Source organism: Halomonas nitroreducens, from assembly GCF_003966155.1.
GTDB lineage: Bacteria > Pseudomonadota > Gammaproteobacteria > Pseudomonadales > Halomonadaceae > Halomonas > Halomonas nitroreducens.
Genome location: NZ_RXNS01000002.1, coordinates 295,743 through 308,430, shown reverse-complemented (window position 1 = coordinate 308,430; position 12,688 = coordinate 295,743). Strand labels below are relative to the sequence as shown.

The following is a 12,688-nucleotide window of genomic DNA, read 5'->3' as shown; positions in this document are numbered from 1 at the left end:
CCTACTCGCCCTCGATCCCGGTGATCGGCTTGGTGGTCCCCCAGCTGCGACAGCGGGGGCACCGCCAGTGCAGGTGTTCGCCGCTGAAGCCACAACGGCGACAGCGGTGGCGGGGCAGGGACTTCAGCAGGGTCTGGGTGTGGCGCTGCAGCAGCTCGATGCGCTCGTCGTCGCCGCCGGGGGCGTCCCGCAGGTAGAGGCGGATCAGGTAGTCCACCGCACCCAGGCTCGGCTCCCGGTTGAGCTGGCGGGCGACCAGCTCATGGGCGGCGCGGGCGTCGCCATCATGCCGGCGCAGGGTCTCGGCCAGCAGGATGATCACACTGGTATAGGGGGTCGTCTCGAGCAGTTCCTCGAGATACTGGATCAGGCCGGCCTCGTCGTCCAGCAGCCGGTAGGCGCGACTCAGCGGCTCGAGCATGCTGGGAATGAAGGTCTTGTCCTGGTCGGGGATGCGCTTCAGCAGGCGGATGGACTGGCGGTACTGGCCGGTATCGAGGGCCATCTCGGCCAGCAGCAGGTTGGCCCGCACGCAGCGGGCATCGGTGGTCAGCGCCTGCTTGAGATGGCGGCGGGCCAGCACCGGACTGGCCGAGCGACGTTCCTGGTCGGCCAGCTCGCACAGCCAGTGGGCCGCGGCACGACGGATGTCGTCATGCTGCCGGACCAGGTTGGGCAGGGCCACATCCAGGGCCGCCTGCCATTCCCCTTCCCGCTCGAGAAGGTCGACCAGCAGGCGCCGGGCTGACAGGCGCAGCTCGTCGTCCTGGCCATCCTTGACCAGCCCCTGGAGCAGGCGCTCGGCTCGGTCGAGCAGCCCCAGGTGGAGGAAGTCCCGGGAGAGCTCCAGCTGGACCCGTTCCCCCTGATCGCCGGTGAGGGTGGGGCGGGCAAGAAGGTTCTGATGGATCTTCACTGCACGATCGGCCTCGCCGCGGGAGCGGAAGAGGTTGCCCAGGGCGATATGGGTCTCGATGGTATCGCTGTTGACTTCCAGGGCGCCGACGAAGGTCTCGATGGCGCGATCCTGCTGGTCATTGAGCAGATAGTTGAGGCCCACGAAGTAATCGCGGGCCAGGCCAGGGGAGGTGGCAGGGGTGCCAGGGCTTCGGCGTTCGCGGCGGCCCAGCCACCAGCCGATGGCGACCGCTGCCAACAACAGGGCCAGCAGCAGAGCATCGCGCATTCTAGGGGAGTTCCTTCATCTCCTGGATACGCAGCTTGTCCAGTTCCTTGCGCTGCTGCTGGTTGTGGCGCTGGGCGCGGGTCAGCAAGGTGCGCAGGCGCAGGTAGACGCCGCTCATGGCGAGCATGCCCAGGAAGACGCCCACGGCCAGGGAGGCCAGAAGCCAGACGGAGAGCGAGGCCGCCGGCAACTCGATCCAGATCAGGTTGAGGGGCAGGGCCTGCTGGTTGTTGACGGCAAACAGGATGCCGATCAGCAGCACCGCCAGCAGGATGATGGCCATGATCAGGCCTTTTAGCCAACGCATGTGCTTGTTCCCATGTCGTGTTGAGTAGAGTGGGGGGGCGAGGCCGCTCGTCAGTAGCCGAGCGCGCGGCTGGCGTCTACCTGTTCGCGCAGTTCCTTGCCGGGCTTGAAGTGTGGCACGAACTTGCCGTCCAGTGCGACCGGTTCGCCGGTCTTGGGGTTACGGCCGACCCGTGGCTCCCGATAGTGCAGCGAGAAACTGCCGAAGCCGCGGATCTCCACGCGGCCGCCTTCCGCCAGGGTGTCGGTGATGTCGTCGAGGATCAGGCGCACGGCGGCTTCGACTTCCTTGACCGACAGCTCCGGCTGTCGCATGGCAATCTGCTCGATCAGTTCGGACTTGGTCATCGGTTCTCTCCGTGCGGTCCTGCCTGGGTCGGCGTGCTACCGAGGGCGATTATTTACTCAAAGCATACTGTGCAACTCTCGATAAAACAACGCACTACGACCTTTGCCCCAGGCGGGGCCCCGGCGCAGACGGCGGGTGCCGGCAGCGTGGCCCCTCGGGTATACTGTCGCCACACTCACCGGATCCGACGAGGCCGACCTTGAACGACGATTCGTCTGCCGGCGCTGCCCTGCGCAAGCGCCTCTACTGGCACTCCCGTCGCGGCATGTGGGAACTCGACCTGCTGCTGATTCCCTTCCTTGAACAGCGCTACGACGACCTGGGCGAGAGCGACCAGGCTGCCTATCGCGACCTCATCACCGAGGAGGACCAGGACCTCTTCGCCTGGCTGATGCGCCGCGAATGGCCGGAAGAGCCGACCCGGCGGCGCATCGTCCAGATGATCGTCGAGCATGCCGAGACCACCGACAACGATCACTATCGCACCCTCTAGGCTGGCGCTGCTCGTCCATGGCCTGCTGGCCCTGGGCGTGGTCGCGCTGCTGGCCGATCAGGCGCCCCGCTGGATGGCCGTGTCGGCAGCGTTGGTGATGGGCGCCGTGCTGTGGGATGTCGCGCGGCGCCGTCTGGCCGGGACCTTGCGGGTCACGCCGCGCCCGTCGGCAGCCCCGGACTGGGCCTGGCGGCCGCGCGGCGCGACCGACTGGCAGTCGGTGCGGCTGGACTGCGATTACCTGGGGCCCTGGCTGGTGGGGCTGCGCCTCGATGGACGCCGGCTGTGGGTCTGGCCCGACAGCAGCGACGCCGCCTCCCGTCGTGTCCTGCGACGCTGGCTGGTGGCCCTGCCCTGACGCTGCGGCTCCCTGGCGATTGCCATCAATGACCGCCCGCAGGTGTGCCGGTGGGTGGTAGCGTATGCCCGGCCATCAGCCTCCGGCCAGGGCGCCGAGATGGATGCGTGAGGGCTGGGGCGATGGGTCGCCGTGGACCGGGCAGTCGGGGTTGAAGTGCAGGCCCCGTGACTCCCGGCGTGCTCGGGCGCAGGCCACGGTGAGCCGGGCCAGGCGAAGGGCGTGCCACAGGCTCGCCAGCTCCACGTCCGGCGCGGCCTCGGGCAGGCGCGGTGCCAGTCGGGCGGCCAGGTCTGCCAGCACGCTGGCAGCCTCATCGAGGCCGGCATCCCGGCGCACGATGGCGACCCGGGCGCTCATGATGCGGCGCATTTCATCGCGCAGGGCGGCGATCTCCTGCCGAGGGATTGGCCGCCGGCCGGACTGCCAGGCCACCAGGGGGGCGTCGCCGGCCGGCGGGGCGTGACGCAGGCGCCGGCCACAGCTACGGGCAAAGGCCAGGCATTCCAGCAGCGAGTTGCTGGCCATGCGATTGGCGCCGTGCAGGCCGGTGCAGGCGACCTCGCCGATGGCGTGGAGACGCGGCACGGTGGTGGTGCCTTCCAGGTTGGTGGTGACCCCGCCACAGCTGTAGTGGGCCGCCGGGACCACCGGAATCGGCATGTGCGCGATATCCAGCCCCCGGGCGGCGCAGTGGGCGTGAATGGTGGGGAAGTGGTGGCGAATCGCCGCCTCGCCGAGGTGACGGATGTCGAGGTGCACGTGATCGGTGCCGGTGCGCTGCATCTCGGCGTCGATGGCCCGGGCGACAACGTCGCGAGGCGCCAGCTCGGCGCGGGAGTCCACCCTCGGCATGAAGCGCTCACCCTGGGCATTGAGCAGCAGGCCGCCCTCGCCGCGCACCGCCTCGCTGATCAGGAAGGGCGAGCCCTCGGGGTCATAGAGGCAGGTGGGGTGGAACTGCTGGAACTCGAGGTTCATCAGCTCGGCGCCCAGCTCGGCGGCCATCATCATGCCCTCGCCGCTGGCCGGTCGGGGACTAGTGGTATGCCGATACAGGCCGCTGGCCCCGCCGGTGGCCAGCACCGTGTCCGCCGCCAGCAGACGGTGCAGCTGGCCATCCTCGTCCAGGCAGCGCGCGCCGCGGCAGTGGCCGGCGCTGTCGCCGATCAGTCCGATGGCCGTCAGGTCGGTGCGCAGAGTGATGGCGGGATGGGCCTGCACGTGGGCCATCAGGGTCTCGACCACGGCCCGTCCGGTGGCGTCGTCGGCATGGATGATGCGCCGCGCCCCGTGGCCGCCTTCCCGGGTCAGGTGGTAGGGATAGCCCGCCTGGGGGTCGGGGTCCGGGGTGAAGGGCACGCCCAGTGACAGCAGCCAGCCGATGGCCGCGGGGCCCTGCTCCACGGTGAAGCGCACCGCGGCCTCGTCGCAGAGTCCGTCACCCGCCACCAGGGTGTCGGCGACATGGGCCTCCACGTCATCCTGGGGCGAGAGTACCGCGGCGATCCCGCCCTGGGCCCAGCGGCTCGCGCCCTGTTCGTCCCGGGCGGGCTGCAGCAGGGTCACGCGTCGCCGGTCGGCGACCTCCAGGGCCAACACCAGGCCGGCGATACCGCCGCCGATGATCAGCACCTCATGCTTGCTGTCCGTCATCTGGCTGTCCTTGTTGGTGGGCCGGCCGTTCGCCGGCGGGGCGGTCGAGAAGACCGTTGCGCGAGGCGCGCCGGCGAAGGCGCTGGCTGGGCAGGCGCTCCAGGTCGCTCAGCCGCTCGATCAGCTCGCCGGTCAGGCGAGCGAGTTCCCGGTTGAGCCACAAATAGCCACTGGGGCTGAACAGTGCGCGGCCGTCCTCCGCCTGGGCATCGGCGGCCAGGCCGGCGTGGCGCTGCAGGTCGAAGGGCGCGACGCGCACTTCGATGGCATGTCCGGTGCGTACCTGGAAGGCCAGGGTGCCGATCTCCCGGGCCAGGATATGCTGCTGATCGCGAAGGCCGCCCATGGCATCGATCCGGTCATGGCCGGCGCGGGTATTCCAGTGGGTCTCCAGCAGCAGCTCGATGGTCGAGAGCATGCGTCGCTGCAAGGAGATGATGTCGTCGAGCTCGCCGCGACGCAGCCGCCCCTCGCGGTGGATGGCGTCGACCATGCCGCGCTGCTTGACCAGCAGGCCGCTGCAGGCCTTGAGCAGTTCGCGGGTATCCAGGTCCGGTGCCGAGGTGGCCGAGGTGTGGGCATGGTAGAGGCGCGCCATGCGATCCAGGTTATCGGCCAGCATGAAGCGCAGCATGTCGGTGGCCTTGTGGGGCAGCACCGCCACGGTCACTGCGATGCCGATCAGCGTGCCGAGCAGGACGTCGAAGCTGCGCCACAGCGCCACGCCCAGATCCTGGTTGCCGTCGCCGACCACCAGCAGCAGGCTGATGGCGAACATCAGGCCGCCGTAGCCGTAGCGCTTGCCGAAGGTCATCCAGGTGCCCAGTGCGATGGCCAGCAGGGTCCCCAGCGGCACCAGGCCGGACCAGGGAAGGGGGGCGGCGGCGATCAGCAGCAGCCCCCAGGCGGCCCCGAGCAGGGTGCCCAGCAGGCGCTGGCGGCCCTTGTCGAGCACGCCGCCGATATGCGGCAGGTTGCCCATCACCATCACGGTGCTGACCAGGGCCCAGCCGCTGTGCTGGATGGCGAAGAGTTCGGTGACGGCGTAGGTCACGCACAGGGCGAGGGCGACACGCAGGACGTGCAGCTTGCGACGGTGACGATGGCTGAAGTACGGATCGCGCAGACGCGCCAGGATCATGAAGCGACGCCCCGTTCGATGAGCCGGGCTCAAGACAAGTCGAAATGCTGACTGCGGTATGGTGCCCGGAGCCGGGCTCGAACCGGCACGGTGTTGCCACCGAGGGATTTTAAGTCCCTTGCGTCTACCAATTTCGCCATCCGGGCGGGGTTCGAGCGGGCAGCTATAGGAAAGATGGAGGCTGGAGTCGGAATCGAACCGGCGTACACGGAGTTGCAGTCCGCTGCATAACCACTCTGCCATCCAGCCTCGGGAGTCAAGCCATTCATGTATGGAATGGAGCGGGAAACGAGATTCGAACTCGCGACCCTCGCCTTGGCAAGGCGATGCTCTACCACTGAGCTATTCCCGCCTGACTCGAGGACGCATTATACGGATAAGTTGGTGACTGTCAAACGCTTTTCTCGGCCGGGTGTTACATCGAGCGGCTCAGGTGCGGCCAGGCGGCGCGCAGGTAGTCGATCATCGACCACAGCGTCAGCAGCGCGGCCACATAGAGAGTCGCGACCCCGAGCATGGCGATGGGCGTGCCCGGGGCAAAGGCCAGCAGCAGCAGCAGGGCGATCATCTGCAGGCTGGTCTTGAACTTGCCGATCCAGGACACCGCCACCGTGCCGCGCTTGCCCATCTCGGCCATCCACTCGCGGAGTGCCGAGATGACGATCTCGCGGCCAATGATGACCAGCGCCGGCAGGGTCAGCCAGCTGGCGTCGTAGCGTTCGATGAGCAGAGCCAGGGCCACGGCGACCATCAGCTTGTCGGCCACGGGATCGAGGAAGGCGCCGAAGGGCGTGGACTGGTCCCAGCGGCGGGCCAGGTAGCCGTCCAGCCAGTCGGTCACCGAGGCCAGGGCGAACAGCCCCGCGGCGACCGGCATGCTCCAGGAGACGGGCAGATAGAACAGCACCACCAGCAGCGGGATGAAGACGATTCTGGCCAGGGTCAGGATATTGGGGATGTTCATCGGAAGCTGCGGTCCTTGCCTGTATGGAGAGGGGATGCCGAGACGTCGGGCTATTCTATCCAGCTTGGCCGCCCTCATCCATGCAGGGCACGATGAATCGCCTCGGCCAGGGTGGCGCTGATGCCGGGCACCCGGGCGAGTTCTTCCCGGCTGGCCTGCTTGACCCCCTGCAAGCCGCCGAAGAAGCGCAACAGCTCGCGGCGCCGGCGCGGGCCGACGCCGGGGATCTCCTGCAGGGTGGACGTGCGGCGGGCCTTGTCGCGCCGGGCACGATGGCCGGCGATGGCGAAGCGGTGCGACTCGTCGCGGATGTGCTGCAGCAGGTGCAGGGCCGGCGAGGTGCCGTCCAGGTCGAGGCTGCGGTCCACGGTCTCGATGAACAGGGTCTCCAGCCCGGCCTTGCGAGTGCTGCCCTTGGCGACGCCGAGCAGCCGCACGCCGCTGACCTCCAGTTCGGCGAACACCTCCCGGGCCATGTTGAGCTGTCCCTTGCCGCCATCGACGATGAGCAGGTCCGGGCGCTCCCCCTCGCCATCCTTCAGCCGGCGGAAGCGCCGGGTCAGCGCCTGGCGCATGGCGGCGTAGTCGTCGCCGGCCTCCACGCCCTCGATGTTGAAGCGTCGATAGTCCGACTTGCGCGGGCCATTGGCGTCGAACACCACGCAGGAGGCCACCGTTGCCTCACCATGGCTGTGGCTGATGTCGAAGCACTCCAGACGTGCCGGTGTGGTCTCCAGGCCCAGCGCCTCGCGCAGGGCCTCGAAGCGCTTGGCGAGCTGGTTCTGGCTGGCCAGTTGGCCGGCCAGCTGCTGCTCGGCGTTGGTGCGGGCGAGTTCGCGCCACTGGGCGCGGTGGCCACGGACCTGGTCGGTGACCCGGATGCGCCTGCCGGCGCGCTCGCCCAGGGCACGGGCGATGAGGGGGGCGTCGGGGAGCGGGTGGCTGGTGATCACCTCGGCGGGTATCTCCCGGCTCTGGCCCAGGTAGAACTGGCTCACGAAGTCGCCGAGCAGTGCCTCGGGCTCCAGGTCAAGGCCGTTGCTCGGGGCGTGGTGGCGGGCGCCGAGCAGGCGGCCCTGGCGCACGGTGAGCACCGAGATGCACAGGGCGCCGGGACGCGTGGCCAGTGCAAAGACGTCGGCGTCGCCGCCGCCGGTATCGACGAACTGGCGCTGCTGCAGCTGGCGAAGGTGCTGGATCTGATCGCGTAGCCGGGCCGCCTCCTCGAAGTCCAGCGCCTGGCTGGCGGCCTCCATGTCCCGGGTCAGCTCGCGGGTCACCGCCTCGCTCCTGCCCTCCAGGCACTGCACCGCATGCTCCAGGTCGCGGCGATAGTCATCCTCAGTGATATGGCCGACGCAGGGGGCGCTGCAGCGGCCGATCTGGAATTGCAGGCAGGGCCGGGTGCGATGGGCGAAGACGCTGTCCTCGCAGTTGCGGATGCGGAATATCTTCTGCATCAGCGAGAGGCTCTCGCGGACCGCACCGCTGCTGGGGTAGGGGCCCAGGTAGCGGCCATCGTCGTGGCGCGCGCGGGCCCGCTTGTACTCCAGTGCGGGAAAGGGGTGGCGGTCGGTGACGAAGACAAAGGGGTAGGACTTGTCGTCGCGCAGCAGGATGTTGTAGGGCGGACGCTGCTCCTTGATCAGCGTCTGCTCGAGCAGCAGTGCTTCGGTCTCGCTGTTGGTGACCGTGACCTGGATGTCAGCGATGCGTGCGACCAGTGCCTGGGTCTTGGTGTTAAGGGCGCCTCGAAAGTAGCTGGCCAGGCGTGCCTTGAGCCGGCGGGCCTTGCCTACGTAGAGGGTCTCGCCTTGCTCGTCGAGCATGCGATAGACCCCCGGGGATTCGGTGACGGTATCGAGGAAATGACGGGAATCGAAACTCATCGTGGCGCCGGTGAAGGATGAAACGGGAGCCTCATCCTATCAGACCCGCCGCCGGGCGGGTCATTCCACCTCGCTGAAGCCGTCCACCAGGCCGTGGCGCAGCCCAAGGTGGGTCAGCTCCACGTCGGAATGCACGCCGAGCTTCTCGAAGATGCGGTACCGATAGGTGTTGACGGTCTTGGGGCTCAGGAACATGCGGTCGGCGATGTCGGCCACCTTCTGGCAGTTGACGATCATCATCGCCACCTGCAGTTCGCGCTGGGAGAGCTGGTCGAAGGGGTTTTCGCTGGAATCGATACGCGACAGCACCAGGCGCTGGGCGATCTCCGGGCTGACGTAACGATGGCCGGAGAAGACGCCGCGAATTGCCTGGACCATCTCGTCATGCTGGCAGCCCTTGCTGATGAAGCCGTGGGCGCCGGCCTCCAGCAGCCGCTGGGCAAAGGCTTCCTCGAGGAAGGCCGTCAGCACCAGGATACGGACGTCGCTGGTGAAGCGATGGATCTTGCGCGTGGCCTCCAATCCCCCGATACCGGGCATGCGGATATCCATCAGCACGATATCGGGCTTGAGCTGACGCGCCTGACGGATGGCCTCCTCGCCATCCGCTGCCTCGCCGACCACGCTGATGTCTGCCTCGGCATTCAGCAGGTGGGCGATGCTGGTCCTAACCAGGTGGTGATCATCGGCAACGAGAACCCTGATCAAGGCAGGTGCTCCTGAACGAAGTTGAGAGTGGAAGGGGAAGCATGCCACGGCATGACGCTGGCGCGATGCTCGACATGCCGGGCGGCTCGCAATGCCTTAAGCGTGGCACAACATCATCCTAAGGGGAATTGGTGTCAGTCCCGGGAATGATTTTTCTCATTTTGGGGTTGACGGTCTCCCGATCAGGGCGTAATATTCGCCTCGTTCTCGCAAGGTAGGAACGGCGAGACAGCGTGGGGCCTTAGCTCAGCTGGGAGAGCGCAACACTGGCAGTGTTGAGGTCAGCGGTTCGATCCCGCTAGGCTCCACCAACAAGCTTCTACGAATCAGCCGCTTGGCGCAATGCGCCAGGCGGCTTTTTCGTGTGCCCGTAAAACTCCCGAAATATTCCCGAAAAATTCCACACGGCTGAGCGCGCTCACGAGGCGCCCAGCAAGGCCGCCATTCCTTTCCCCGGCCCCTTCGCCTCCTGCCAGCGGATCCCGTGACCGTCGAGATAGTGCTGGGTCATGCTCTCGTCGGCGTGGCCCATCAGCACCTGAAGGTCGCCCAGCTCGGCGTCGATGCTCTCGCGCAGTAGGAAAACCGAGCGAGTGGTTTCGTGGATATCCGCGGGCAAGCCGCCGCATCTACAGACCTCGCGAACTGAAGCATTCGGCTGCCGGTGGATGCTCCTGTCAACGCGGGTGCCTAGCTTCGCACAGTCCATATCTGCAATAGCGGCTCCTTGATGCCGTTACGCCTGGCCAGGTATTCGACCTCCCGACGCGCATTGGCCAGTTGCTCCACGGTCATCGGACCATCGTCTTGATCGCGGCGGCAAGAGGCGATGGTGCGGGCCGCCGAATGAATGGCGGCGATTCCGGAAGGACGGCGAGTTGTGTGGGTAGCCTGCTGGGTGTGCATTGGACCACCTCCAGTCCAGGGAGAAGAGCGCAGTGTCATGCCAATGAAGCTGTAGCTGACCTCTCTTGTAACGCTAGTACACAAACTGTTACGCAAAAGAACTGCTTTTCTCATACTTGCCGGTGTCCTTTCCCGATGCCGTCTAATCCTTGCGACTGCCGATGGGCGCCTTGCGCTGCTGGCGAGCCGTGCCGGCCTCCTGGTCGGCCGTGTCTCGCGCCGAGCGGATGGCCGCCAGGATGGCTTCATTGCGCAGTTCCGGGCGCACGAGGTCCGCGTCTCCCAGGCTCGCAAGAAGCTCGGTGGCCTTGCCGCTGGACTCGGCGAGGTGGGGGCTGTTGGGGGTAGGGCCTTGCTGGCCCTTCGAGGGAGAAACGTAAGGGGGCATGTCAGTCTCCTGGTCCCCTGCATTGGACGGCAAGCGCCGACCCAGGGGAGAGGAGTCGTGCGCCGCTTTAGCTGCATTTCTATCCCGCCCGCAAGTTGGTGCTTAAATCGGCGGCAGCCTGGAGGCCAGGCAGCAAAAAACCCGCTCAGCATGGGCTAAAGCGGGCCTCTGATGGTCGCTTTAGCGGTATTTGTAGAGCGCCCGCAAGCTGAGGCTCAAATCGGCGCTACGGGACAGATAACCAGCCAGACCCAGGCGTGTCAAGGTCTTCTCCAGCAGGCCGCCTCGCGGAGGCAGTGGGCTCGGTGCCGTTGTCTTCCGTGACCTCGATAACGGGTCGGAAGGTCTCATGCCGGGATAGCGGGCCTCTTCGCGATGAGGGGCTATCAGGGCTGCCGGCATCAGCCGCGCTTGAGCCTCAGAATGTCCGCCACGGAGATGCTGTCCCGGTACCGGCAGAACTCAGGCTCCTGTCGGTCGGCCCCATACATGGCCATGCGATCCGCCAACTCGTTGCCCTCGACGCCGGCGTGGCCCTTGACGTGGGCGATGGTCACCGCCGACTTGAGGCTCTCGTAGAGGGCGTGGGTGGGCTGGATGATCTCGGGGTTCTTGATGGCCTGGCCATCGGCCTTCTTCCAGCCGCGTCTTTTCCATCCGCTGGCCCACTTGGTGATGGCGTTGATGGTGTAGGTGGAGTCGCAGTGGATCCGCACCGATGCCCCCCGGGCGATCTCGTCCCGGGCCACGCGGAGCGCCTGGTGCAGGGCGTTCAGCTCGGCAGTGTTGTTGGTCCCCCTTGGGTTGTGTAGCCCATACCAGAGCTCGTCCAGAGCGCCATTGCGGTAGATGGCCATGCCCGAGCCGGCATCCCCGGGGTTGGGCTCACAGGCACCATCGCAGTAGATCTCTGTGTCGTAGGTCTTCGAGGTGTCGGGGGCTGGCGCAGTCGGCCGGCGTGTCGTGCGTCTCGCAGGCGCCGAGCCCTCGCCGCCCGAGGCCTTCGCCCGCTTGGCGGGGGCGCCGCCGCCGGGGCCTTTCGCGAAGGCGGCTTCGGCCTCCTCCCGGGAGGGGAAGGACTTGTAACGGGCCTTGGGATAGCCCTTCACCTGCTGATTGCATTCGTCCCAGGTGGTGAAGATCCCCGTCTGCCGGCCGACCCAGACGACATAGAACTTGGGGCCTTTCCTTGCTGCCATGCGGCGCTCCGTGGCTGTGATGGGCTGGGGCAGGATACTGAAGAAGCCGGCCTTTGCAAGCTAGGCCCGGTTCGTCAACACAGTTTACTGGGTGCCCGTCCGAAGTGGTCGGCCGGCAATGGCGGCTCGCCGTCCCTGCGATAGGCGCGCCGCTTGTGGCCCCCAGGCCGTGCGAGGGAGGCGAGACGGGTGCTGGCGCCTACGGTAGGGGAACTCAGCGCAGGTGGGCATCGATGCCCTTGCGCGCCAGCAAGCGCAGCAGTGCCTGCCATTCCAGGGCGCCGGGGTCTCCCCAGGCGGCGGCCTGGGCACGGGCCTTGCGGCAGATGTCGTCGGGGATCAAGGTCAGCTGGCGCCCCATGGACAAGGCATCGAGCTGGGTCTCGCAGGCCTTCTCCAGGTAGTAGATGCGCTTGAACGTCGAGGCGACATCGTGACCCACCCCGAGCATGCCGTGGTTGCGCAGGATCATCAGATGCTTGTCGCCGAGGTCGGCGGCCAGGCGCTCTCGCTCGGCGTGGTCCAGGGCGAAGCCTTCGTAGTCGTGGTAGGCGACCTCGCCGATCTCCAGGCAGAACTGGTGCACCGGCAGCAGCCCCTCCGCGAGGGTGGACACCGCATTGGCGGCCCGGCTGTGCAGATGCATGGCACAGGCATGGTCGGCCCGGGCCCGATAGACCGCACTGTGGATGGTGAAGGCGGCGGGGTTGGCGCGCCCGCCATCGACGGCATGGCCCTCGATGTCGATCTTGACCAGGTTGGAGGCGGTGATCTCGTCGAACATCAGGCCTTCCGGATTCAGCAGGAACCGCCCCGGCTCGCCCGGCACCCGTGCCGACAGGTGCGTCCAGACCAGGTCGCTGAAACCGAAGTGGTCGCAAAGCTGGTACGCAGCGGCCAGTTCGACGCGCTGTTGCCACTCGGCATCGCTGCAGTTCAGGGGGTGACGCATGGGGGGCTCCTTCGGCATTGCCCTGACGGGGCGGGGCGTCCTGCAGTGTAACGGCTATCCACGGCATGTCGCCGGTGACAGCGGACTCCCGGCTGGTTCGCTCGGCTCCGCAGGGAGAGGCGATCATCCTACTCGTCCAACGGGCGATCGATGAAGCCCCGGCCCCGACCGCCACCGGGAATCGCGACGCCCG

General features: G+C 67.2%; 15 protein-coding genes and 4 tRNA genes. 3 read left to right on the top strand and 16 right to left on the bottom strand.

The window, feature by feature from the left end; all coding sequences use genetic code 11:
• Window position 1: 1 nt before the first annotated feature.
• The 3 genes from lapB to EKG36_RS03310 are packed head-to-tail and all read right to left on the bottom strand — an operon-like array spanning window position 2 to window position 1,840.
• Window positions 2-1,186, bottom strand: a complete 1,185-nt coding sequence (lapB, locus tag EKG36_RS03320; protein ID WP_126481007.1) for a lipopolysaccharide assembly protein LapB — start codon at window positions 1,184-1,186, stop codon at window positions 2-4.
• 1 nt (window position 1,187) lies between these two features.
• Window positions 1,188-1,493 (bottom strand): LapA family protein, encoded by a 306-nt coding sequence (locus EKG36_RS03315; RefSeq protein ID WP_126481005.1) that lies wholly within the window; start codon window positions 1,491-1,493, stop codon window positions 1,188-1,190.
• Window positions 1,494-1,543: 50 nt separating this feature from the next.
• The gene (locus tag EKG36_RS03310) at window positions 1,544-1,840 is read right to left on the bottom strand and encodes an integration host factor subunit beta (RefSeq protein ID WP_040187190.1); all 297 of its coding nucleotides are present in this window, start codon (window positions 1,838-1,840) and stop codon (window positions 1,544-1,546) included.
• A 200-nt stretch (window positions 1,841-2,040) separates the two neighbouring features.
• Between EKG36_RS03310 and EKG36_RS03305 the strand changes: the two genes are divergently transcribed.
• Window positions 2,041-2,334, top strand: a complete 294-nt coding sequence (locus tag EKG36_RS03305; protein ID WP_126481003.1) for an FAD assembly factor SdhE — start codon at window positions 2,041-2,043, stop codon at window positions 2,332-2,334.
• Window positions 2,294-2,692 (top strand): hypothetical protein, encoded by a 399-nt coding sequence (locus EKG36_RS03300; RefSeq protein ID WP_126481001.1) that lies wholly within the window; start codon window positions 2,294-2,296, stop codon window positions 2,690-2,692. Before EKG36_RS03305 ends, EKG36_RS03300 begins: the two co-directional genes overlap by 41 nt.
• Window positions 2,693-2,767: 75 nt before the next feature.
• On the opposite strand, the gene nadB is transcribed toward EKG36_RS03300, so the two are convergent.
• From nadB to uvrY, 8 genes are all read right to left on the bottom strand, one after another.
• A complete protein-coding gene (gene nadB / locus EKG36_RS03295; protein ID WP_126480999.1) occupies window positions 2,768-4,348 on the bottom strand; it encodes an L-aspartate oxidase in 1,581 nt (526 codons plus the stop codon).
• On the bottom strand, window positions 4,329-5,489 hold the full coding sequence (locus tag EKG36_RS03290) for an FUSC family protein (protein WP_126480996.1): 1,161 nt from the start codon (window positions 5,487-5,489) through the stop codon (window positions 4,329-4,331). Before EKG36_RS03290 ends, nadB begins: the two co-directional genes overlap by 20 nt.
• 59 nt (window positions 5,490-5,548) lie before the next feature.
• Window positions 5,549-5,635, bottom strand: a tRNA-Leu gene (locus tag EKG36_RS03285).
• A 29-nt stretch (window positions 5,636-5,664) separates the two neighbouring features.
• Window positions 5,665-5,738, bottom strand: a tRNA-Cys gene (locus EKG36_RS03280).
• A gap of 28 nt (window positions 5,739-5,766) precedes the next feature.
• A tRNA-Gly gene (locus EKG36_RS03275) sits at window positions 5,767-5,841 on the bottom strand.
• A gap of 63 nt (window positions 5,842-5,904) precedes the next feature.
• Window positions 5,905-6,453 carry a CDP-diacylglycerol--glycerol-3-phosphate 3-phosphatidyltransferase gene (pgsA, locus tag EKG36_RS03270; protein WP_126480994.1) on the bottom strand — a complete coding sequence of 183 codons (549 nt, stop codon included), beginning with the start codon at window positions 6,451-6,453 and terminating at the stop codon, window positions 5,905-5,907.
• Window positions 6,454-6,527: 74 nt separating this feature from the next.
• On the bottom strand, window positions 6,528-8,342 hold the full coding sequence (gene uvrC / locus EKG36_RS03265) for an excinuclease ABC subunit UvrC (RefSeq protein WP_126480992.1): 1,815 nt from the start codon (window positions 8,340-8,342) through the stop codon (window positions 6,528-6,530).
• A 60-nt stretch (window positions 8,343-8,402) separates the two neighbouring features.
• Window positions 8,403-9,050 carry a UvrY/SirA/GacA family response regulator transcription factor gene (gene uvrY / locus EKG36_RS03260; RefSeq protein ID WP_126480990.1) on the bottom strand — a complete coding sequence of 216 codons (648 nt, stop codon included), beginning with the start codon at window positions 9,048-9,050 and terminating at the stop codon, window positions 8,403-8,405.
• Between the two features lie 235 nt (window positions 9,051-9,285).
• Here uvrY and EKG36_RS03255 point away from each other — a divergent pair.
• Window positions 9,286-9,361: transfer RNA gene (locus tag EKG36_RS03255), tRNA-Ala, on the top strand.
• Between the two features lie 107 nt (window positions 9,362-9,468).
• Here the strand turns inward: EKG36_RS03255 and EKG36_RS03250 are convergent.
• The 5 genes from EKG36_RS03250 to EKG36_RS03230 all read right to left on the bottom strand — a co-directional run bounded on the left by EKG36_RS03250 (window position 9,469) and on the right by EKG36_RS03230 (window position 12,495).
• Window positions 9,469-9,669, bottom strand: coding sequence for a hypothetical protein (locus tag EKG36_RS03250; protein ID WP_246007419.1), 201 nt, complete (start codon window positions 9,667-9,669; stop codon window positions 9,469-9,471).
• Window positions 9,670-9,740: 71 nt separating this feature from the next.
• The gene (locus EKG36_RS03245; protein ID WP_126480988.1) at window positions 9,741-9,956 is read right to left on the bottom strand and encodes a hypothetical protein; all 216 of its coding nucleotides are present in this window, start codon (window positions 9,954-9,956) and stop codon (window positions 9,741-9,743) included.
• Window positions 9,957-10,098: 142 nt separating this feature from the next.
• On the bottom strand, window positions 10,099-10,344 hold the full coding sequence (locus EKG36_RS03240; protein ID WP_126480986.1) for a hypothetical protein: 246 nt from the start codon (window positions 10,342-10,344) through the stop codon (window positions 10,099-10,101).
• Window positions 10,345-10,745: 401 nt separating this feature from the next.
• Window positions 10,746-11,543: a ribonuclease H family protein gene (locus EKG36_RS03235; RefSeq protein ID WP_126480984.1), complete on the bottom strand. Its 798-nt coding sequence runs from the start codon at window positions 11,541-11,543 to the stop codon at window positions 10,746-10,748.
• Between the two features lie 214 nt (window positions 11,544-11,757).
• Window positions 11,758-12,495 (bottom strand): class II aldolase/adducin family protein, encoded by a 738-nt coding sequence (locus tag EKG36_RS03230; RefSeq protein WP_126480982.1) that lies wholly within the window; start codon window positions 12,493-12,495, stop codon window positions 11,758-11,760.
• Between the last annotated feature and the right edge of the window lie 193 nt (window positions 12,496-12,688).

Bases quoted from the DNA above. Each gene is read 5' to 3' on its own strand.
- lapB (WP_126481007.1), bottom strand. From the start codon at position 1,186: ATGCGCGATGCTCTGCTGCTGGCCCTGTTGTTGGCAGCGGTCGCCATC.
- EKG36_RS03315 (WP_126481005.1), bottom strand. From the start codon at position 1,493: ATGCGTTGGCTAAAAGGCCTGATCATGGCCATCATCCTGCTGGCGGTG.
- EKG36_RS03310 (WP_040187190.1), bottom strand. From the start codon at position 1,840: ATGACCAAGTCCGAACTGATCGAGCAGATTGCCATGCGACAGCCGGAG.
- EKG36_RS03300 (WP_126481001.1), top strand. From the start codon at position 2,294: ATGCCGAGACCACCGACAACGATCACTATCGCACCCTCTAGGCTGGCG.
- nadB (WP_126480999.1), bottom strand. From the start codon at position 4,348: ATGACGGACAGCAAGCATGAGGTGCTGATCATCGGCGGCGGTATCGCC.
- EKG36_RS03290 (WP_126480996.1), bottom strand. From the start codon at position 5,489: ATGATCCTGGCGCGTCTGCGCGATCCGTACTTCAGCCATCGTCACCGT.
- pgsA (WP_126480994.1), bottom strand. From the start codon at position 6,453: ATGAACATCCCCAATATCCTGACCCTGGCCAGAATCGTCTTCATCCCG.
- uvrC (WP_126480992.1), bottom strand. From the start codon at position 8,342: ATGAGTTTCGATTCCCGTCATTTCCTCGATACCGTCACCGAATCCCCG.
- EKG36_RS03245 (WP_126480988.1), bottom strand. From the start codon at position 9,956: ATGCACACCCAGCAGGCTACCCACACAACTCGCCGTCCTTCCGGAATC.
- EKG36_RS03240 (WP_126480986.1), bottom strand. From the start codon at position 10,344: ATGCCCCCTTACGTTTCTCCCTCGAAGGGCCAGCAAGGCCCTACCCCC.
- EKG36_RS03235 (WP_126480984.1), bottom strand. From the start codon at position 11,543: ATGGCAGCAAGGAAAGGCCCCAAGTTCTATGTCGTCTGGGTCGGCCGG.
- EKG36_RS03230 (WP_126480982.1), bottom strand. From the start codon at position 12,495: ATGCGTCACCCCCTGAACTGCAGCGATGCCGAGTGGCAACAGCGCGTC.